Annotated in this window: 24 protein-coding genes and 1 riboswitch; of the genes, 12 read left to right on the top strand and 12 right to left on the bottom strand. The window is 62.7% G+C overall.

The features are described from left to right. Positions 1–51 precede the first annotated feature (51 nt). Positions 52–543 (top strand): hypothetical protein, encoded by a 492-nt coding sequence (locus ACW73L_RS15955; protein ID WP_498923421.1) that lies wholly within the window; start codon positions 52–54, stop codon positions 541–543. A gap of 338 nt (positions 544–881) precedes the next feature. Here the strand turns inward: ACW73L_RS15955 and ACW73L_RS15950 are convergent, their stop codons facing one another. Then, positions 882–1763, bottom strand: a complete 882-nt coding sequence (locus ACW73L_RS15950; RefSeq protein ID WP_498923420.1) for a LysR family transcriptional regulator — start codon at positions 1761–1763, stop codon at positions 882–884. A 157-nt stretch (positions 1764–1920) separates the two neighbouring features. Between ACW73L_RS15950 and ACW73L_RS15945 the strand changes: the two genes are divergently transcribed. The 4 genes from ACW73L_RS15945 to ACW73L_RS15930 all read left to right on the top strand — a co-directional run bounded on the left by ACW73L_RS15945 (position 1921) and on the right by ACW73L_RS15930 (position 4762). Then, a complete protein-coding gene (locus tag ACW73L_RS15945) occupies positions 1921–2448 on the top strand; it encodes a PACE efflux transporter (protein WP_498923418.1) in 528 nt (175 codons plus the stop codon). 102 nt (positions 2449–2550) lie between these two features. Then, positions 2551–2928 carry a cupin domain-containing protein gene (locus ACW73L_RS15940; protein WP_498923416.1) on the top strand — a complete coding sequence of 126 codons (378 nt, stop codon included), beginning with the start codon at positions 2551–2553 and terminating at the stop codon, positions 2926–2928. A gap of 569 nt (positions 2929–3497) precedes the next feature. After that, positions 3498–3950 carry a hypothetical protein gene (locus tag ACW73L_RS15935; RefSeq protein WP_498923414.1) on the top strand — a complete coding sequence of 151 codons (453 nt, stop codon included), beginning with the start codon at positions 3498–3500 and terminating at the stop codon, positions 3948–3950. 257 nt (positions 3951–4207) lie between these two features. Further along, on the top strand, positions 4208–4762 hold the full coding sequence (locus tag ACW73L_RS15930) for a hypothetical protein (RefSeq protein ID WP_498923413.1): 555 nt from the start codon (positions 4208–4210) through the stop codon (positions 4760–4762). Positions 4763–4806: 44 nt separating this feature from the next. Here the strand turns inward: ACW73L_RS15930 and ACW73L_RS15925 are convergent, their stop codons facing one another. The 8 genes from ACW73L_RS15925 to ACW73L_RS15890 form a co-directional block, all read right to left on the bottom strand. Beyond that, positions 4807–5364: a hypothetical protein gene (locus ACW73L_RS15925; protein WP_498923412.1), complete on the bottom strand. Its 558-nt coding sequence runs from the start codon at positions 5362–5364 to the stop codon at positions 4807–4809. A gap of 217 nt (positions 5365–5581) precedes the next feature. Continuing rightward, on the bottom strand, positions 5582–5833 hold the full coding sequence (locus tag ACW73L_RS15920; RefSeq protein WP_498923411.1) for a GlsB/YeaQ/YmgE family stress response membrane protein: 252 nt from the start codon (positions 5831–5833) through the stop codon (positions 5582–5584). A 58-nt stretch (positions 5834–5891) separates the two neighbouring features. Next, positions 5892–6254 carry an SH3 domain-containing protein gene (locus ACW73L_RS15915; protein ID WP_498923410.1) on the bottom strand — a complete coding sequence of 121 codons (363 nt, stop codon included), beginning with the start codon at positions 6252–6254 and terminating at the stop codon, positions 5892–5894. 95 nt (positions 6255–6349) lie between these two features. Continuing rightward, positions 6350–6592: a hypothetical protein gene (locus tag ACW73L_RS15910; RefSeq protein ID WP_498923408.1), complete on the bottom strand. Its 243-nt coding sequence runs from the start codon at positions 6590–6592 to the stop codon at positions 6350–6352. An 84-nt stretch (positions 6593–6676) separates the two neighbouring features. Then, positions 6677–7438 carry a hypothetical protein gene (locus ACW73L_RS15905; protein WP_498923407.1) on the bottom strand — a complete coding sequence of 254 codons (762 nt, stop codon included), beginning with the start codon at positions 7436–7438 and terminating at the stop codon, positions 6677–6679. Positions 7439–7546: 108 nt separating this feature from the next. Next, entirely contained in the window at positions 7547–7891 is a 345-nt protein-coding gene (locus ACW73L_RS15900) for a DUF3597 domain-containing protein (protein ID WP_498923405.1), read from the bottom strand. 205 nt (positions 7892–8096) lie between these two features. Continuing rightward, a complete protein-coding gene (locus ACW73L_RS15895; RefSeq protein WP_498923404.1) occupies positions 8097–8393 on the bottom strand; it encodes a sll1863 family stress response protein in 297 nt (98 codons plus the stop codon). A gap of 39 nt (positions 8394–8432) precedes the next feature. Next, positions 8433–8762 carry a lysozyme inhibitor LprI family protein gene (locus tag ACW73L_RS15890; protein ID WP_498923402.1) on the bottom strand — a complete coding sequence of 110 codons (330 nt, stop codon included), beginning with the start codon at positions 8760–8762 and terminating at the stop codon, positions 8433–8435. Positions 8763–8983: 221 nt separating this feature from the next. Here ACW73L_RS15890 and ACW73L_RS15885 point away from each other — a divergent pair, with 221 nt between their 5' ends. The 6 genes from ACW73L_RS15885 (at position 8984) to ACW73L_RS15860 (ending at position 13729) form a co-directional block, all read left to right on the top strand. Continuing rightward, entirely contained in the window at positions 8984–10621 is a 1638-nt protein-coding gene (locus ACW73L_RS15885) for a hypothetical protein (protein WP_498923400.1), read from the top strand. A 278-nt stretch (positions 10622–10899) separates the two neighbouring features. Continuing rightward, a complete protein-coding gene (locus ACW73L_RS15880) occupies positions 10900–11928 on the top strand; it encodes an SWIM zinc finger family protein (RefSeq protein WP_498923398.1) in 1029 nt (342 codons plus the stop codon). Continuing rightward, positions 11877–12335, top strand: a complete 459-nt coding sequence (locus tag ACW73L_RS15875) for a hypothetical protein (RefSeq protein WP_498923396.1) — start codon at positions 11877–11879, stop codon at positions 12333–12335. Before ACW73L_RS15880 ends, ACW73L_RS15875 begins: the two co-directional genes overlap by 52 nt. A gap of 69 nt (positions 12336–12404) precedes the next feature. Next, positions 12405–12668, top strand: a complete 264-nt coding sequence (locus ACW73L_RS15870; RefSeq protein WP_498923395.1) for a DUF6880 family protein — start codon at positions 12405–12407, stop codon at positions 12666–12668. A gap of 139 nt (positions 12669–12807) precedes the next feature. Continuing rightward, positions 12808–13011, top strand: a complete 204-nt coding sequence (locus ACW73L_RS15865; RefSeq protein ID WP_498923393.1) for a hypothetical protein — start codon at positions 12808–12810, stop codon at positions 13009–13011. A 145-nt stretch (positions 13012–13156) separates the two neighbouring features. Continuing rightward, positions 13157–13729: a Uma2 family endonuclease gene (locus ACW73L_RS15860; protein WP_498923391.1), complete on the top strand. Its 573-nt coding sequence runs from the start codon at positions 13157–13159 to the stop codon at positions 13727–13729. 168 nt (positions 13730–13897) lie between these two features. Here ACW73L_RS15860 and ACW73L_RS15855 read toward each other — a convergent pair whose 3' ends face one another. Both ACW73L_RS15855 and ACW73L_RS15850 read right to left on the bottom strand, forming a co-directional pair. Further along, the gene (locus ACW73L_RS15855) at positions 13898–14626 is read right to left on the bottom strand and encodes a cytochrome b/b6 domain-containing protein (protein WP_498923390.1); all 729 of its coding nucleotides are present in this window, start codon (positions 14624–14626) and stop codon (positions 13898–13900) included. Between the two features lie 168 nt (positions 14627–14794). Continuing rightward, positions 14795–15352 (bottom strand): peroxiredoxin family protein, encoded by a 558-nt coding sequence (locus ACW73L_RS15850; RefSeq protein WP_498923388.1) that lies wholly within the window; start codon positions 15350–15352, stop codon positions 14795–14797. A gap of 34 nt (positions 15353–15386) precedes the next feature. Between ACW73L_RS15850 and ACW73L_RS15845 the strand changes: the two genes are divergently transcribed. Beyond that, complete coding sequence (locus ACW73L_RS15845; RefSeq protein WP_498923386.1) at positions 15387–16172, top strand: SOS response-associated peptidase; 786 nt, start codon at positions 15387–15389, stop codon at positions 16170–16172. A gap of 174 nt (positions 16173–16346) precedes the next feature. On the opposite strand, the gene ACW73L_RS15840 is transcribed toward ACW73L_RS15845, so the two are convergent. After that, complete coding sequence (locus ACW73L_RS15840) at positions 16347–16793, bottom strand: hypothetical protein (RefSeq protein ID WP_498923384.1); 447 nt, start codon at positions 16791–16793, stop codon at positions 16347–16349. A gap of 87 nt (positions 16794–16880) precedes the next feature. Beyond that, a riboswitch (cyclic di-GMP riboswitch) is annotated at positions 16881–16960 on the bottom strand. Positions 16961–17072: the final 112 nt, after the last annotated feature.

The raw sequence follows: 17072 nt of genomic DNA, 5'->3' as shown, positions 1-17072 counted from the left end.
TTCGGTAACTAGGCCCTACGGTCCCGGTCGCGAAACAGGCCCGAGCGCTGGTTGAGAAAGCGAGTTCGAACCCAGGTCCCGACTCCACCTGGAAGATCGTCCGCCCATCGGGGCAGCGTCTGGGAGCCGAACAAGGCGCCAAAGGGGCCGGTCAGCGTAGTCATTAGCGGCGCCGACCAGCGACTGTACCTCTATCGGAACGGTGTGCTGATTGGGGAGGCTCCGATTGAAGTCACCGACCCGGACCAGCCACTCGGAGCGGGTATTTTCGTCACCCTGGAAGGCTTCATGCAGGAGCCCAGTCCGTTTGCGCCGGATCGACCGAAACGCCGCTGGATGGCGGTCGGTCTGCCCGTGCAAGCCGGGACCTTGCCTATGCGCCTCGATCTAGTCGAGAGGGTTCGACTGCCGAGCGATATCTCCCAGCGGGTCTATGACCTACTGGAGCCGGGTGCGTCCCTGGTGATCACAGATCGGCCAGCGATCCCGGAGACGCGAACGCAGCCCGGTTTCCGAATTCTTTCGGATGCGCACGCGACCTGATCTCAAAAACCCCAATTTGCTCTCGCTCGTGATACTCGCCGGAGGGCGCTCCGCAGTCGGCTGCGCCGGGAGCCTTCCGCTCCTTACATCGCTGCAACGACGATCAGCGAACAGGCGTTCGTGAGGAGCAGCGACGATCTCAGGCCTCTGCAGGCAGAACCATCTCCCGTCTCCATGGACGGTCGAGCCGGTTGAAATTCCCATCCTCGTAAAGCTCAGCCGGTACCGTCCGCCTCTCCAATGATTTCCAGCAGGGCCGGTAGAGGAGTGAACCCCGCTCACACCCCTCCTCGGCGCCGGATGTTCACCCGTACAGTCGGCTCCTTCTTCCCCCAACCCTACCGTTCCGCGAGCGCGTCAGCCAGCGCCCGTACCCTGGGCGGAATGTGGCGATGACTCGGATAAACCAACGAAATCGGCATCGGGGAGGGTCGGTAGTCCCGCAAGATCTCCACCAGCTTGCCCTCCCTCACCGCCAACTCGGCCAGATAGCTCGGCACCTGGATTAATCCTAATCCCGCTATTGCCGCCAGTACCAGGGCCTCACCGTCGCCGAGGCGCATACCGCTCTCCATCATCAGTGCCTCATCGCGCTGGCCGAACCGGAACTGCCAGGGACGATCCCGGCCGTTGGAGGGCAGGCGGTACAACAGGCAGACATGCGCCTGGAGGTCCTCGGGAGATTCAGGCACGCCGTGTTCGTCGAGATAGTCTTTGCTTCCGCAAATCCAAAGCACCTGCTCATCGAACTTGCGCCCCACCAGTCGGGAATCAGTCAAGGGGCCGATGCGCACCGCGGCATCCAAGCCTTCCTGAATGATGTCGACCCTGAGGTCGGAGAAGCGCGCATCAATCCTGAGTTCCGGATGCAACCGCTTGAGCCTCGCCAACGCCGGAAGCACGACCGATCGGCCGTAGACGGTGGGCATGTCGACTCGCAAGGTGCCTCGCAGTCCCGATCGGGCACCCGCCGCTGCCGATTCGAACGCCTCCACCTCCTCCAGGATGCGCCGGCAACGCTCGAAAAGTTCCTCGCCATCGGGAGACAAGCTGACCTGACGGGTGGTGCGGTGAAACAGGCGCACCCCCATCTGCTCCTCCAGCCGCACGATGTTCTTGGCGACCGCCGAGGGCGATAAGCCGAGTTCCCGCGCCGCGCTGGCGAAACTCGAATGACGTGCCGCCGATGCGAACGAGGCGATGAGTTCAAGGCTGGCCATGGTAAGCGTCCGCTGGATTAACGACTTTCGGTCATCAATATTATGACTTTTAATGCTGTTCACGCGCTAATCCGCCACGGACATACTGTGCGCCGTCGGTCAGGCCATCGCACTGGCAGACCGAACCACAGAATCCCCTTTGTCCGGAGGAACCGCCATGAACATGATGTCCGCGCCCGTGAACCTGCCCACCGGCATTCGCGCCATTCCCCTGAGAACGCTTCGGGAGCGTATTCGCCAAGGCATCGCATACGAACTCGTGGGATGTTTGATCATGACGCCAGCCTTCGCTTACCTCAGCCACGAAGCCATCCCTTCGACCGCCACGCTGCTGTTGCTGCTGGCCATGATCGCCTTGGTTTGGAACGGCCTGCTCGGCGCCGCATTGGATGGGCTGGAAGCCCGCCTGGCCGGAAGGAGCGCCGATCGGCGTCCGATGGGGCTGCGGGTACTCCATGCCGCGCTGCTCGAAGCGGGCGTCATGGTAGTTTCCTTGCCGGCGCTGCTGTGGTGGACCGACCTATCGGCATGGCAGGCGCTGAGCGCCGACCTCGGTTTGAGCGTGGCCTATGCGGGTTATGCGTTCGTGTTCAACCAGGTCTACGACAAGCTATTTCCGCCGAGCGCATCCTCGATCCACACTGACGAAGGAGGTCTGTTGCCTCCTGAGTGTTGCGTCACGTAGTCCGGGGCGCGCTTTCGCGATCCGTTGCCAAACCGCGATCCATCGGTTCGTCGATTGCACCGGTACCCGCGCCAAACCCATCAATTAGCGAAGGAATCCTCAATGAACGTGACTCGGAACTCGGAATTACCGCGGGCTGCTCTGCCCGGCATCGAAAATGTGACCCTGGCGGGTTCGTTGAACGGCCTGAAGAATCTCTCCGTGTGGCGATCACTCATGGCGCCGGGAGCAGCGACGCCGCCCCATCGGCACGATTGCGAAGAGGTGGTGCTCATACAGAGCGGTCACGGTGTCTTGTGGCTCAATGGCCAGGAACATCGATTCGGGCCGGACTCCACGCTGATCGTTCCGCGGAACCTCCCCCATCAGATTCTCAACTGCGGTGATTGTCAGATGGAATTGATCGGAATTTTCGCCGTGTCGCCCGTTGAAGTGTTCGCGCCGGATGGCCGGCTCATCGAGTTGCCTTGGGCGACCTGACGGGCTGCGGCCAGCGGCTGCGTGAGTTGGCCGCCGAACCCATCGAGGCTTCGCCGTCGCTTTTTTCATTTGTACGATTGGTCGGCATGCGTGGCACCTGGTCGACGCGTACGGGCCCTGCGTAACACGGAATCCTTCTCGGCTTTTTCGGATACGCCCGTCGCAGGCCGCCTGGCGCGGTTTCCCGCAAGTGCCTGTTGACGGCCGTTCGGCTGGCTGCCCGATTTTCGGCTGAAATTTAGCCAATCTGCCTCTCTTCTCTCTGTGGGTCTGTTGAGCGTCAACAGCTGCGATCCAGGAAACATGGGGGTTTCAACGGGTCGGGTTTGCGGGGGAGTTTGGTAGGGGGTTACAACCTCGGCTCAAAACCTGGAAGAACACCGGCACGGTCGAGCAAGTCATAAAGCCTTGCAACGAGTTGGTATCCCCGCCAGATGCTGACGATGACTAATCAGCCTCACTCCTCTATCCTTCCCACTCCTTCGCAATGCGCGACCATGGGTCCCTTTTTCTGTTCCCAATAACCCCCAGCGCCCCTTGAATTTCTTATCCCCAGGAGCCCGCCGATCATGAAAATTTCCATCGTTGCCGCCGCCGTTCTCGTCATCGGGGCCGCCCCGGCCGCGTTGGCCACAACGCCCTCGGAGCGTGAATACCAGCGCGGCTATAACGACTGCCTCAAGGGTCGCTATGACCAGAACCAGCACGGGGAGTCCTACAAAAAGGGCTGCCGCGCCGCCGAAGATCACGAAAAGCCTACCTCTCCGACGGCAACGCAGAGCGCGGCCACCAAAGATCATGCGTCAAAGGCGAAGATTTCGGATCTGAAGGGCGTGAACTCGATCAAGTCCTTCGACATGATGACCGCGAAGGGCTTCAAGAACGTCGACACCATCACCCAGGGCGACACACTTTACGGCATCTACTACAACGCCAAGACGCATCAATGCGTCCAACTTACGAATGCAAAGAACCATGTTGTCAGCGCGGACGACATCGGCACGCATCCGAAGTGCAAATGACAGCCGCTCTGACGACCTGAAACCGATTTCCGTCGACTGTCGGGGGAAGCTGGTCTTACGTTCCTGCATCGCCTCAGGCAGACCTCGCGCAACCGGTCTGTAACCCGCTGGAACCGGGCGTCGTTGGTCATAATGGATCGGCCGCAGGGCTGTTCGTGGTCCGTGGTTGTCCCCCCGCCCTTTGGATGCATCTGAACCGATGGCCGGAAGTAGCCGAAGCCTGCCGCCGTCGTCGTTCGAAACGGCGCGCGTGCGGTGTGAGCGGCAGGTTTCGTGAGCAGAGACGGACGCGCGCGCTATATTCGGCGCTACGCGTTGTGACGCTGGCCTGCAGCTTCGTCGTGGCCGGCTGCGGGGTTCCCGCCAACCGTTATATCCCCGCAGCGGCGATCAGCGAGCATGGTTTTGCGCGGAATGCGGACGACATCCTGCATCTGCAGGGCAGGGAGATACAGGTCTGGGGTTTCGTCGATCACGGCAACCTTTATGGCGACGCGGATGCCCACAGGATCTTGGGTGACTCCTGGAGTGGCGCGGGGCCGAATCCCGACACCTGGCGCTTCGGTCTGAAAGCGGCGGAGGATGATCCGGTCGGCCAGTCCTTCCCGGCGCACGTGCGGAATGATGCGGGGCGGGATGCCCTGCTGGCAACGTTTCGGGCGGATGCCGAGTCTGGTCGGCCTACGCGGGTCTTCCTCCGCGGCCGGCTGAGGACTTATGCAGCGCCCACGAACTATCGCTCCCTCACCGGAATCGTCATTCAGGTGGCGTCATCGAGCGCGATCGATCTAGGGGCGCCGCCGGGTCCTTGACGTCCTTTCCCGCCCGATAGGTATGGTGCTGGAACTGCTCGTAGTCAATCCATCAGGAAAATGAGCAAAGTCGCTGCACCGTTGCGGGTGCGACCCGCGATGAGTACGCCGGATAGCGCCGCGCCATCACCGAGCGTGTAGACCTGGACAATTTCCATCCCCGCGTCATCGTAGACGGCCGACAGCGCGTGCCGGGCGGCGTCGGGCGTATCGTGACCCTCGAGCAGCACCGAGAGCGCTGAGCGGGCAGCGGGATTCCGGATGCCGCGCAGCTCCGCGACGATATCGGCGCGCAGGCCCGGCGGGCGGGCGTAGACGCGCTGCCACGGCGCCATCCAGACTGATTCGCCGGCCTCTGCCCATTGTTTCCCCAGGAAATGACGGTAACAGCGCTTGGCCGCAGCCTCGAGGTCTTGAGGCCGTTCGACCCGTTCGGCAAAGACGGCGCTACCGAAGCCAGCCTGACTGGGCTGGCCAAAGACCGCCTGGAGCTCCGCGGTCCGGTCGGCATGTTCTGGCGAAGACCGACCAGGTCCGGGAGTGGCGATGCAGCCCGACCCGAAGCAGGCCATGAGAGCGAAGGCGAAGGCGCGTGCGAACATGGGTTGGCAAGGCTCCGAGTGAAGGGGGGATAGGGTTCGCTGACGCCTGATCCATCCGACGCGATGGGTCAGACGAGCAGACGCGTGAGGGGTTGTGCGGCATGAATTCAGCGACCATCGGCGGTCAGCAGAGATGGTGGCGGCGAACCCTGGATCGCCGGTCGAAAACCGGATTCAGGGTTTCGCCACTGCGTGCCCACCTGGATCATTGCGTGCTTCACGCGCGCTTGATCAGGCCGACGAGGTACAGCAGCACGATAGCGCCGACGGTCGCGGTGACGATCGAGCCGATCAGGCCGCCCGCGGCGATGCCAAACAGACCGAAGACGAAGCCGCCGACCACCGAGCCGACGATGCCGATGACCATGTTGCCGAGCAGGCCGTAGCCGCCGCCCTTCAGGAGTTGGCCGGCGAGCCAGCCGGCGACGGCGCCGATGGCGAGGAAAATGAGCAGACTGGTGAGGTTCATACGGATTCTCCCGTCGTTGAAGAGTTGGTGGAACAGAGATGGAGGCGCATTGACCGGGCTACGGGCAGCTGCCCTCGGCCAGATAGCGCCCGGCCACCCAGCCAGTGACGCCTCGGTATTCGACGCGGCACCATCGCGGGTTCCGTTTCAGGCGGACCGCCTGTTCGGCCTTGCTCAAGGTCGAGAATTCCTGAAAGCTCAGGCCGCCCTGGCAGCCGAGATTGCGGATGCAGGCCTCGCCGGGCGGGATCGTGCCCAACTTGGTCCCATTGGGCTTGGGGACCGCGCGGATGTTGAGCACATCGTGCGGGCTGACCCCGGTGACCCGGTAGAAATCGGGTCCGTCGGCGTCGGCGGCGACGGGGCCGGCACCGAGCGACAGGATGATCAGTGCCAAAGAAGTCGGTTTCGTGTAGTGCATCTGGCGGTGTTCGCCTGTGTTGCAATTGTCTACTGCGGGCTCCGCCCCGCTGACGCAGTGGTTACGGCGCACTTCGCGCGACGGCCTCCGCTGACTCAAGAGCGAAAGGCGCGTACCGCTGCCCAGAGGGTCAGCAGGGCCAGCAGCGGCCAAATGATCAACAGGTCGACGCGGATGTTCGCCTCCGGCGACTTTACCAGCACCAGCCATTCCCACGCGGCATAGACCTGCCAGACCAGCGCCGGCACGAACAGCACGTGAGGGTGTCGAACGGCTGGAATTCGCCCACCGCGGACCGTCGCCCAAAGGGCCAGCTGCACCAGCGCCACCGCGAGCACGTGCCGCGGCTGCTCGACCAGGAAACGGCTCAGGGCTTCCCCCGATTCGCTGTCCCGTGACGTATCGCGGTGCCGGAGACGACCTCAACCGCCAACGATTACCGCCTCCGGGATGGTGAAAAACTGGAAGCCGTCGATAGCGATCGACCACTCGTCGCCCTTCTTCTCGGCGGTCACCCTTACCTTGGGATCGGGGCTTGTGACCCGTGCGCCGGCAAATCGGAGAACGCGCAGCTGGTCCTTGTGCAGACTGACGTCGAAGCCGGGGTCGGCGAGATGGACCTCGGCAGTCCCGGGCGCGCCGCGGATGACCCCGAACGAGCATTGGGCCGAGCCTTTCGGATCGGGACCGACCGAGCACGGCACTTTTCCAGTCGCGTGGTACGGCGTTCCGGCCACCTTGGCGTCACCCGTTGGCGCCGCGGCCGCCGCCTTGCTACCGGCAATTTCTAGGGTGAGCGTATAACGGGCTTGCTCGTTCCGGCGAGCCGCACTGCGCATCAGGTAGACGCGCACTCGGTAGTCGCCGTCGACGGGTAGCGTGCCGGTCCAGGCGTTGCCGAGGGTGGAACCGTTCGCGATCGCTGCGTCCGAACCGGGTGGCAGGACGTTGAAATAATTGGCACCGTTGCTCGTGTTCAGGGTGACACTCATCATTTGCCCGGCCCTGGCGGCGAGTACATAGTCGACGGTCTGGTCACCCTTGATCGCGCCTTTCAGTGTCGCCGATGAGGCGCCGGTCTTGAAGCTGACCCGCTCATGGCGGGGTTCCGCCGCCATCGCGTTTGCCGGCTGCAGCGCCAACGCCGCGAAGGCAACCATCCAAAGCCATAACCTTTCAGACATGTCGGCATCCTCGGTCTGCCAGGACGCGGTCGCGCCCCGCGGGCTCACATTGCCCGAATGGCGGATGTCGATGCGCATCCGCCAACTTCAAGCAGCGCCAGCGAAATCTCAATCGAGCAGCTCTTTCGGAATATTGCCGCCGTTCTCGGCCAGCTTTTTCAGGACCGTCTGGTGCAGCCACACATTCATGTGTGCCGAGTCGCCCATCTTGTCGGCCGGGCAGCCCAACTCGGTGGCCAGCTCTTTCCGAGCCGCCAGGCTGTTGTCCAGGGCCAAAACCTTCAACAGATCGACGATCGACGTCTTCCAGTTCAGCTTTTCGGCATGCGTCGCCGCCATGCCTTCCAGCTTGGCGACCACATCCACCGTGCTGATCGGCGCTGCCTGTGTTGCCGGTGCTGCTTCGGCGCTGCCGATGCCCAGTTTCGCCAGAATAGAGCTGAATAGACTCATGTGAACTCTCCTGTCAGTGTGCGATGCGGGTGGTTCTGGGGAACGTGCCATCAGTGCGGGGCAGCGGATTTTTTTAGCGTCGCGGCAGCCAGTGTGGACAGCAGCGCGGTGTTGCGCATGGCGGACATTCTCCTGATGGATTGCAAAGCGTTGTTCCGTTGGCGCTTGGCACGACCGGTGTCGCGCCTCCGCTGCCATCTGAATCCTACGCAAAGAACGACTTGATGCGTCGGATGGAATCGCTCATCGAGGTCTTCAACGAGGTCAGCGCGTCCTCTGCCTCATCCTGGAAGTCCTCCCAGGCGTCCTCGGCCTTGGCCTTCCATTCCTCCAGCTTGGCTTCGCCTTCTTGGCATTGGCAGCGCAGCGCGTCCATGGCCTCGTGACATTTCGCCTTGACGTCTTCGCTGGCGTCGGCAGCTTTGTCTTCCAGTGCCTTCATCTCGCATTTCCAGTCCTCGATCTGCGCGTTCATCTTGGCTAGGCATTCTTGCTTCGTCATTGTCTTGCTCTCCTGGTCGGACCGTGGGTTTCAACTGTGTTATCGATCTTTCAGTTCGTTGATGCGGGACTCGTATTCGGCGCGAGTGCAGGCGATCTTGTCGTCGGCTTTCCAGCAGTCGTTGCGACCTTTGACCCAGCCGGACTGTTCCGCTTTCAGGCGCGCCTGTGCCCTGGACGGGGTGTTCTTGAGCACGGTCTTGTAAAGATTATTCAACGACACATCCAGTGCCGCCAGGTCGTCGTTATTACAGACCAGTTCTTCGATCTCATGAGCGGACTTGCCGCATTTGAAACTGGGTTTGGCTGCAAAAGCGTGCGTGCTGAACAAAACGCAGCCCGCGAGGGCTGCGATCGTGAAAAGGCGCATGGGAGTCTGCTCCGAGAGTGTTGCGGTTGAATGCACGGCATGCGGATTAAAAGCGCACAGCGTGCCCGATCTAACTTGTCATTTGTTAATCGCCCTAGATTACAAAGGGCCCGGGTCGCAATGCACGCATGTAACAGTGACGCGCCGTTAAACTTGGCTCCGGTAAACTGTTGCGACCGGCGCGTGCGACAGCGCGTTTCCATGGAACTTGAGGCAATCGAGTGACGATCAGCACGCAATGCGAGCGGCTTGCCGCCTTCCCGCCGGACGAGGTTCGGGCCGCTCTGGAGCGCGTGTGCACCCACCCGGATTTTCAGGCGAGCCCGAAGATCACCCGGCTACTGCGCTTCCTGGTCGAGGCGGAGCTGGCCGGCCGGGCCGGCTCATTGAAGGGCTACACCATCGGCCTCGAGGTATTCGATCGGCCGGCCGGATTCGATCCGGACACCGATTCGATCGTGCGCGTCAACGCCGCGCGGCTACGCACCATGCTGGCGGCGTATTACGCGGGAATCGGGCGAGCCGATACGCTCCGCATCGCATTGCCAAAGGGCGCTTATCGAACGGCGTTCATCAAGCCGGCGGTTGAGGACACCCCGGAACGTGGACACATTCTTTTGGCGGTGGAGCGCCTGGAGTGGCGAGGAAGTTCCGATACGGAGGCCTATCTGGCGGCGGGATTGAGCGACGAACTCGTGGCCACCCTCAGCGGCTACGGCGATGGACTCACCGTGGTCAGGGCGCCGACGCACAGTCTGGCGATGCCTTCCAGCCGCGAGTTGGGCCGACACGGCCTAGCCTACCATCTCAACGGCAGCCTCTGCGCGGAGGGCGAGGATCTCCGCATCGCCCTACGGCTGGTGGGGGCGGCCGATGGTGAGGTGGCGTGGAGCAGAAAATTCAGGTATCCGCTGTCCTCGCCCAATTTGTTCGACTGCCTCGAAGAGGTTTCCCGTGAGGTGGCCGCCACCGTGCTGGACCCGCACGGTGTGCTGTACCAGTCGGTGAAGCGGAAGAGGGCGCCGTTGCCGGCTAGTCATCTCGCGGTTTTCCGCTACCACGAATACCAAGAGTGTTTTTCGCCGGAAGCCCACTTACGAGCGCGAGAGTCCCTTGAGCAGGCGGTACGGCAAGACCCCGGCTATGCCGATGCCTGGGCTGCCCTCGCCGTTGTTTATCTGGGCGAGGCGCTGTTCGGCTTCAACCGAACCGGCTCACCACCGGAACTGGCCGCACGGTGCCGCGAGATGGCCCGACAAGCGGTGGCGCGGGAGGTGCGCAACGTGATGGCGAATTACGTCCTGGCCATGAGCGCGTTCTACTGCAAGGACAGAGCACAGTTTCTCGCCGAGGCCGAGAATGCCGAGCGGTTGGCACCGCACCGTCCGGATAATCTTGCGGTCATCGGCATGCACCGACTCCTGGCCGGCCAATGGGAAGCCGGTCTGGCGATGGTTACCGAGGCGATGCGCCTGAACCCATTTCATCCGCCCTGGCATCATCTGAGCCTGTCGCTTAGCCACCTGCATTTCCGGCGGTATGGGGAGGCATTAGCGGCACTTGGCCGGTTCGCTGGCCTGGATTTCGTTCCGTTCCAGATCAATCTCGCGGTAATCCACGGTCACCTCGGCAATCTGGCGGAGTCCGGCAGGCATCTGGAGCGAATCTTCGCGTTATGGCCGGAGGCCCGTCACGAAATGCGGGACATACTCGATTTCTGGTTCCCGTTCGAGGACCTGGCGGAGGTTTTCGCCGAGGGTCTGACGAAGGGCGGATTCCAGCTGCCCGAGGGCTCAGCCGGCCCTCTCCGGCGTTGCGACGGATCCGGTCGGGCGCGGGCAGACCCTGTTTGGTGTTGACCGCCAAATGCTGGCGGGGTTTAGCTCGCGGCAGCTCACTCTGTCTCGCTCGGCCGGAATCCACCGGCGTGCAAGAGGTCCTTCAACCGCATTTCAATGAGCCGGGGGTCGAGAGCTGCGCGTGTCGCGTGGGCGTCGCCCACCGACGCGGGTTACCGTGTAGCTGGTCAACGGCTGTGATCATTCCGTCGACGGCCCCAAGTCCATCATGAATATGCAGGACGTTGTGTGGCAGAAACTGGGGCCTCCGATTTAGCGATGAGTAACCAAACCAGCGTATGCCGAAACTTGAGCGACTGATCACCCCGGCAGCTCTCAATGCGCTGGCCGGAGCCAGTGCTTTTACGCGAGGCGAAGACTACTTTGTGGACGGCGCTGTCGAGCGCTTGCGTCGCAGTGATGAGCTGGTCAGCGCGCAAGTCATGGGCTCGGAGCCCTACTACCACGTCGAGTTGTGGGCCGACGGTGACGAACTCGGCTACGGCTGTAGTTGTCCGCGCGCGGCGGATGGCTATTTCTGCAAGCACTGCGTCGCCGTGGGCCTAGCCATGCTAGACGAAACGATTCCCGACCCGGAGGTTGGCGACCCTGACCATGGGCGTGATCCCGAATCCCTGATCCGGGACTATCTGCTCGTCCAGTCGCCCGAAGTCCTCACCGCGTTGATCATGGAGCAAGCTCAGCGCGATGATGCGCTGCATCTAAGTCTGCTATTGAAGGCGGAACGCGCCAGCGGTTCGATGGACATTCTGCGGTCCTTTCGAAAGGCCATCGACGACGCGACGCGCGTCCGCGGATTTGTCGCTTGGGATGAGGCGGGTGATCTCGCCTCCGATCTTGATGTATTGGTCGATTCCCTGGAGGAACTGCTGACACCCGGTTCGGCTGCTGCGTTGGTCGAACTGGCCGAATATGCCATCGAAAAGGTGGACAAGTTGCTGGCGGAGGATGTCGACGATTCCGGCGGAGAGGTGGGTGATGTCCTCGCCCGGCTTGGCGATTTGCACCTGCGCGCCTGTCAGCTGGCCAGGCCCGAGCCGGTTGCGCTGGCCGAACGCCTATTCCGCTACGAGACGACCGTGTCGTTCGACTCCTACTCCGACAGCGTGCGGATTTATCAGGACGTGCAGGAAAGGAAGGGATCGCCCGCTTTCGCTCACTGGCGGAGCAGCAGTGGGAACAGATCCAGCCGTTGGGCCCGAGCGATCAGAAGCATCGCAGCGATTTCTCGGACCGGTTCCGGATCACCCACATCATGGAAACGCTGGCGCAGATGTCCGGCGACACCGACGCGCTGGTGGCGGTGAAATCGCGCGACCTGTCCTCCCCATACCACTACCTGACGATCGCCGAGATCTGCCACAAGGCCGGTCACGACGAGTTGGCCCTGGACTGGGCGGAGCGCGGTATCAAGTCTTTCCCGAACCGGCCAGATGATCGGCTGCGAGACTTTCTTGTTACGGAATATCTCAAACGCGGTCGCGATGATGACGCACTGCAACTCACCTGGATCCAGTTCGAAATACGGGCAACGGTGGAACATTACCGCAAGCTACATGATGTGGCCGACCGGCTCGGTCGATGGCCGGAGCAGCGACAGCGTGCACTCGCCGCAGTCGAGGCGCTCGCCCAGCGATCAGCCGAAGCGCTCAGCGGATTCAGGCCGAAACCGGCTTCGCCTGACTGGTCGCTACCGGTGGAGATCGCCGTGTAGGAGAACGATCTCGATACCGCCTGGCAGGTCATTCAACGTGGCGACTGCCGACGGGATCTGCTGCTGTCGGTGGCTGGAAAACTCGAAGGGCCTCGGCCCGACGATGCCGTGACCCTCTATCGCCGGATTATTCCCAGCGTCATCGAGGAAACCGAGAATCGGGCTTACCAGGAAGCGATACGTCATCTCCGTAAGGTCGGTCGATTGATGCAGGCCGCGGGGAATATTGACGACTTTCGTGGTTATCTGGCGACGCTGCGGGTACGGTACAAAGCGAAGCGGAATTTCATCAAGCTGCTGGATGGGCTGATTCAAGAGCGTGCTCGGCCATGAACCCGCTTTTCTCCTCCCCGCAGAAGGCTTGAAGCTCGCTGGTAGGTAGTAAGGGGCTCGGCGGCAGCCCTGGTCATGAACAAGGGCGAGTAGGGGATAGCGACCGATCCCAGTCCCACAAGGACGATATCGGCACCGTTTGTTTCAGCACGCCCCGCGGAGCGAGATCCAGGCCGGCGCCGAAAGCTTTGGCGCGACGCTGCTGCGGCAGGCGCTTTTCGCCGTGTTCCGCGTCGCCGAGGGCGAGGAGACCCACGCAGGCATGATCTGGCTGAACGCCGAAATCGCGGATTGGGAGGCGCCGCGTGAAACCCTGATCGCGCTGCTGCGTTACCGCCGCTGAACGCCGGTTCCGCACTGGGCACCGGGCGCGGGACGCTGCCGCCGCTCGACTCGTGGCTGGTGCGGTGGATAATGATCATCTGTGACGGCGCCGGCCTGTGCCTTCCCCTTCGACCCTTGGCCTGTTTGCGTGAGGTATTCCGATCATGTCCGCGACCCGACCGCTCCCGCGCAGCCTCTACGACCAACTGATTGCGCTGCCCGAAGCCCTCGTCGGCGAGATCATCGGCGGGGAGTTGTACACGCAGCCGCGCCCCGCCGGACCGCATGCCTCCGCGAGTTCGGTATTGGGAATGGACATCGGCTCCGCCTTTCACCGCGGCAGGGGTGGACCCGGGGGCTGGTGGATCATCGATGAACCCGAGATCCATTTCGTGCGTGACACCGAAGTGCTGGTACCGGACATCGCCGGCTGGCGGCGCGAGCGGATGCCGAAGATCCCGCAGGACCAGCGCTTCGAGGTCGTGCCCGACTGGGTCTGTGAGGTGCTGTCGCCCACGACGCAAAAGAAGGACCGCGTCATCAAGATGGCAGTCTATGCCCAACACGGCGTGCCCCACCTGTGGCTGGTCGATCCGCTGGCCCGGATACTCGAAACCTACCTGCTGGAAGGCGGGCGCTGGACCGTTGCCGGCCTGTACAAGGACGACGATGCAGTCAGCGCGGCACCGTTCGATCAGATCACGCTGGCTTTGAACGACCTTTGGACCGAGGCTTGATCACCCGCTTTGTCTCCCGGGGGCACCTCCCAGAAATTGCAGGGTTGCACCAGGGCACCATCCACGCCAGTATCGTGGATCACAACCCCGTTGAGGCAGGCGATCGGCGCCGGGCGCGGCGGGCCTCATGAGCGACAGCTCGGCGCGCTGCGACCGCGCGCGTTCCGGTCAGTCGTTGTCTTCCGGTTCCTCCTCGATCTCTACAGCCTCGTCATCATCCTCCAGTTCCGGCTCGCTTTCGAGATACGGCGCTTCCGTCCCCTCGGATGCCGCACTGTAGAAGCGGTCCCAGGCAACGATGGCGAGCAGGCCCGCGAGGAGTGCAAGAGCGGCCCAGGGCCGCGTGCTCGGGATCGCCTGTTCCGCCGCACCCTGCTTGCGCCCGGTCAGCATGGCCCAGGCGAGGTTTTCCCGATGCACGAAACTGCCGTGGATGACGCCGGCGATGTGCAGGATCACGACAGCCAGCATGCCGTTGGAGAGTACCTCATGCAGTTCCTCCAGCGCGTCCTCGAGCGACTCGCCCCCGACTTCGGCGTAAAGCAGCCAGCCTGAGACGCTGCTGGTGAGGCCCAATCCGATCAACAGCAGAATCGCGACCGCGCCGAGCGGGTTGTGGCCGGTATAGTGGGTTGGGCGTCCGGCGATCAAACCGGAGAGGTATGCCCGGATCGCGGACGGTCCCCGGACGAATTGGGCAAAACGGGCATAGCGGCTGCCCCTGAAACCCCAGAACAAGCGGAACACCAGCAGACCCAGGACGACGTAACCGAATGTGACGTGCACGTCGCGCCAGCGTTCGCTATCTGCGGTGAGATAGGCCCCGGCGAAACTCAAGGCGAGGCACCAATGGAACAGCCGGGTCGGTAGGTCCCAGACGAGGATGCGTGGTTTCAACGTGCGTTCTCCGCAATAGCAATTTAGCTGCGCATTGGGCCCCGGCGATCCGGCGCCGTTAGCGCGCGGGCCCTGATCGCCATGGTATTGCGCCAAAGCCGCATCAGCGGCCTGGCACAGGTGATCCCAGGACGGACCTCGCCCGCGGCAGCGCCGGAGGCGGACAGGCTAAGGCGACCGGCAGGTGCCCTCATCACAGCTTCCGGGCTCATCCCGCCGTGCCGCGCCTTCCGGTCCGGCAACCAGAGTGGCCGGCGTTTCCGACAGTAAAGAGCCGAGCAACGCACCGAGCCGCAGATCCTCGACATGTCCGAAGGCGGTTTCCCGAATCCGTCCCGTACGATCGATAACCACCAGTGACGGCGTGCCCTCGAGGTGGTAAGCACGCATCGTGTGTGGGATCACACCGGTCGTTGCCGGGCGATCCACACCGATCGGAAAGCGCAGTCGGTATTCGTGAATGAACGCCTTCAGCGCGACCGGCGTCATGGCTTCGTGATGCTCGAACACGGTGTGCAGGCCGATCACCGTAACCCCGTGTGGATGGAAGTGGTCGTGGACGGCTTGCGCCTGGGGCAGTCCATGGCTGACGCAGCCTGGGCACAGCATCTGGAAGGCATGCAGCACGACCACCCGCCCGTGGAGCGCGGCGAGCGATAGCGGCTCGGAGGTGTTGAACCAGTGGCTGACGTCCAGCGGCGGCGCCGAGGGATAGTCGGTAGGCATCGTTGGTCTCTCTGATCGAGCGTGATGGTCCGGCATGCTATTCAGCTCGATCCGATACGACAAGCCGCTGAGCCGCGCCGTACCCTTGTTTAGTGCTTGCCGATTGCCTTCCACGCCGGCAAAGTGCATACAGATCTTTCTGGAGCGGCGAGTCATGTGTGGACGCTTTGCGGTGGCGCAAACCCGCTTCGAGCGGATCGAACAGATCCTCGGGACGGAATTCCCCGAACGTGCGCCGCGTTACAACATTGCGCCGACGCAGACGATCACGGCCATCCGCCAGGCTGGTCACGGCGGCTACGTGATGGAGGATTTTCGCTGGGGGCTGGTGCCATTCTGGGCCAAGGACTCCAAGTTGCCCTACAGCACGTTCAACGCGCGGATCGAGACCGTCGAGACCAAGCCGGTGTTCCGGGGCCCATTCAAGACCCGTCGTTGCCTGATCCCGGCCTCGGGCTGGTACGAATGGAAAACGGAAGCGGGCAAGAAGATCCCGCACTACTTCACCGGTGTTGGCGACGAAGGCCTCGCACTGGCCGGGTTGTGGGACACCTGGCATGCGCCGGATGGCTATACGCTGCGTTCCTGCACCATCCTGGTCGGGCCGGCGAACGAACGGGTGTCAACGGTACATGACCGCATGCCGCTGATCCTGCCGGACAGCGCCTATCGGATCTGGCTCGATCCCGCCGCGCCGCTCGATGCGATCCGTGCCTTGCTGCAGCCCTTCGACGCCGACCAACTGCGCGGCTGGCAGGTCACGCCGGCGGTAAACCAGGCCCGAAACGACTATCGCGACCTGATCGCACCGATCGCCTGAAGCAGACCGGCGCGAGTCAATACGCAACGCTGCTCCTCCCAGGGGAGCAACAGGTGGCCAGAACCCCTGCGGGCGTCGCGCGTCAGGCCGCTGGATTCCCGCTTTCGCGGAAATCGGAGGGAGTGCGGGCGTCACTAACTCGAAGCCTGCGTGCGGTCGCCCTGGCCGTGTTGGTTACTTCTGATAAACCCCCGTGATCATGCAGTTGACAGACCAATCCCAATCGACCGCGGTGCAGGTAAGGACTTCGTTCTGGGGAAGAGCCAGTCCGGGCGAGAATAGCCCTCCACTGCTCAGCGCGAACGAACTGCCAACGACCGGTCCCCAGGTTTCCATGAGAACAAAGTACCCGGTACTGGGCGTGGTAAAGAAGGCGGCCGAACCGCCAGCCGGAACCTCAACCGCCGCACTCATGATTTCGCCCGTGAGCGTCGACTGATATACCCTGGGGCCAGTTCTCACATCTGCGGCCCGAGCGGCCGTCGGTACGCACAGCATCATCACGATCGCCAATATCGTCAGCAGTTTGACGGAAGCCGCTGCAGCGTAGCCCTGGGTGGGATGTCTGACCAAGGCACTGCTGACCGATTGGGCGTGCCGAATTTTTGTTGAAGTGTTCATGACTCGTCTCCCTGTCTGATGTCTGCCGCAGTGCGGCAGCGAAAAGAAAAAGCCGAACTCCCTGTTGCGACCTTCACGATGGTCGCCGTCGGCAGCTCGGCTGTCCTGGGTCGCCAGGACCCGTGGCTTTCCGCCCCTACCTTTCGATAGGTTTGGCTGTTCTCCACGGAAAAGCGTACTGCGGCGCAACCGTATGTTTCTATGCGTACGGTTTCCTAGGCATCTCTGCCTATTGACCGGGTCGCCAAGACGTCTTCGTTTCCGGTAAGTTGTCATTGG

The sequence above is a fragment of the Methylolobus aquaticus genome, assembly GCF_054172105.1.
The sequence above is the reverse complement of the archived record's forward strand: the minus strand, read 5'-3'. Positions and strand labels throughout refer to the sequence as shown.

What these genes read in the sequence shown, in the direction of transcription:
- ACW73L_RS15950 (WP_498923420.1), bottom strand. Translation starts at nt 1,763, where the DNA reads ATGGCCAGCCTTGAACTCATCGCCTCGTTCGCATCGGCGGCACGTCAT.
- ACW73L_RS15945 (WP_498923418.1), top strand. Translation starts at nt 1,921, where the DNA reads ATGAACATGATGTCCGCGCCCGTGAACCTGCCCACCGGCATTCGCGCC.
- ACW73L_RS15940 (WP_498923416.1), top strand. Translation starts at nt 2,551, where the DNA reads ATGAACGTGACTCGGAACTCGGAATTACCGCGGGCTGCTCTGCCCGGC.
- ACW73L_RS15935 (WP_498923414.1), top strand. Translation starts at nt 3,498, where the DNA reads ATGAAAATTTCCATCGTTGCCGCCGCCGTTCTCGTCATCGGGGCCGCC.
- ACW73L_RS15925 (WP_498923412.1), bottom strand. Translation starts at nt 5,364, where the DNA reads ATGTTCGCACGCGCCTTCGCCTTCGCTCTCATGGCCTGCTTCGGGTCG.
- ACW73L_RS15920 (WP_498923411.1), bottom strand. Translation starts at nt 5,833, where the DNA reads ATGAACCTCACCAGTCTGCTCATTTTCCTCGCCATCGGCGCCGTCGCC.
- ACW73L_RS15915 (WP_498923410.1), bottom strand. Translation starts at nt 6,254, where the DNA reads ATGCACTACACGAAACCGACTTCTTTGGCACTGATCATCCTGTCGCTC.
- ACW73L_RS15905 (WP_498923407.1), bottom strand. Translation starts at nt 7,438, where the DNA reads ATGTCTGAAAGGTTATGGCTTTGGATGGTTGCCTTCGCGGCGTTGGCG.
- ACW73L_RS15900 (WP_498923405.1), bottom strand. Translation starts at nt 7,891, where the DNA reads ATGAGTCTATTCAGCTCTATTCTGGCGAAACTGGGCATCGGCAGCGCC.
- ACW73L_RS15895 (WP_498923404.1), bottom strand. Translation starts at nt 8,393, where the DNA reads ATGACGAAGCAAGAATGCCTAGCCAAGATGAACGCGCAGATCGAGGAC.
- ACW73L_RS15890 (WP_498923402.1), bottom strand. Translation starts at nt 8,762, where the DNA reads ATGCGCCTTTTCACGATCGCAGCCCTCGCGGGCTGCGTTTTGTTCAGC.
- ACW73L_RS15880 (WP_498923398.1), top strand. Translation starts at nt 10,900, where the DNA reads ATGCCGAAACTTGAGCGACTGATCACCCCGGCAGCTCTCAATGCGCTG.
- ACW73L_RS15875 (WP_498923396.1), top strand. Translation starts at nt 11,877, where the DNA reads ATGGAAACGCTGGCGCAGATGTCCGGCGACACCGACGCGCTGGTGGCG.
- ACW73L_RS15860 (WP_498923391.1), top strand. Translation starts at nt 13,157, where the DNA reads ATGTCCGCGACCCGACCGCTCCCGCGCAGCCTCTACGACCAACTGATT.
- ACW73L_RS15850 (WP_498923388.1), bottom strand. Translation starts at nt 15,352, where the DNA reads ATGCCTACCGACTATCCCTCGGCGCCGCCGCTGGACGTCAGCCACTGG.
- ACW73L_RS15845 (WP_498923386.1), top strand. Translation starts at nt 15,387, where the DNA reads ATGCTATTCAGCTCGATCCGATACGACAAGCCGCTGAGCCGCGCCGTA.
- ACW73L_RS15840 (WP_498923384.1), bottom strand. Translation starts at nt 16,793, where the DNA reads ATGAACACTTCAACAAAAATTCGGCACGCCCAATCGGTCAGCAGTGCC.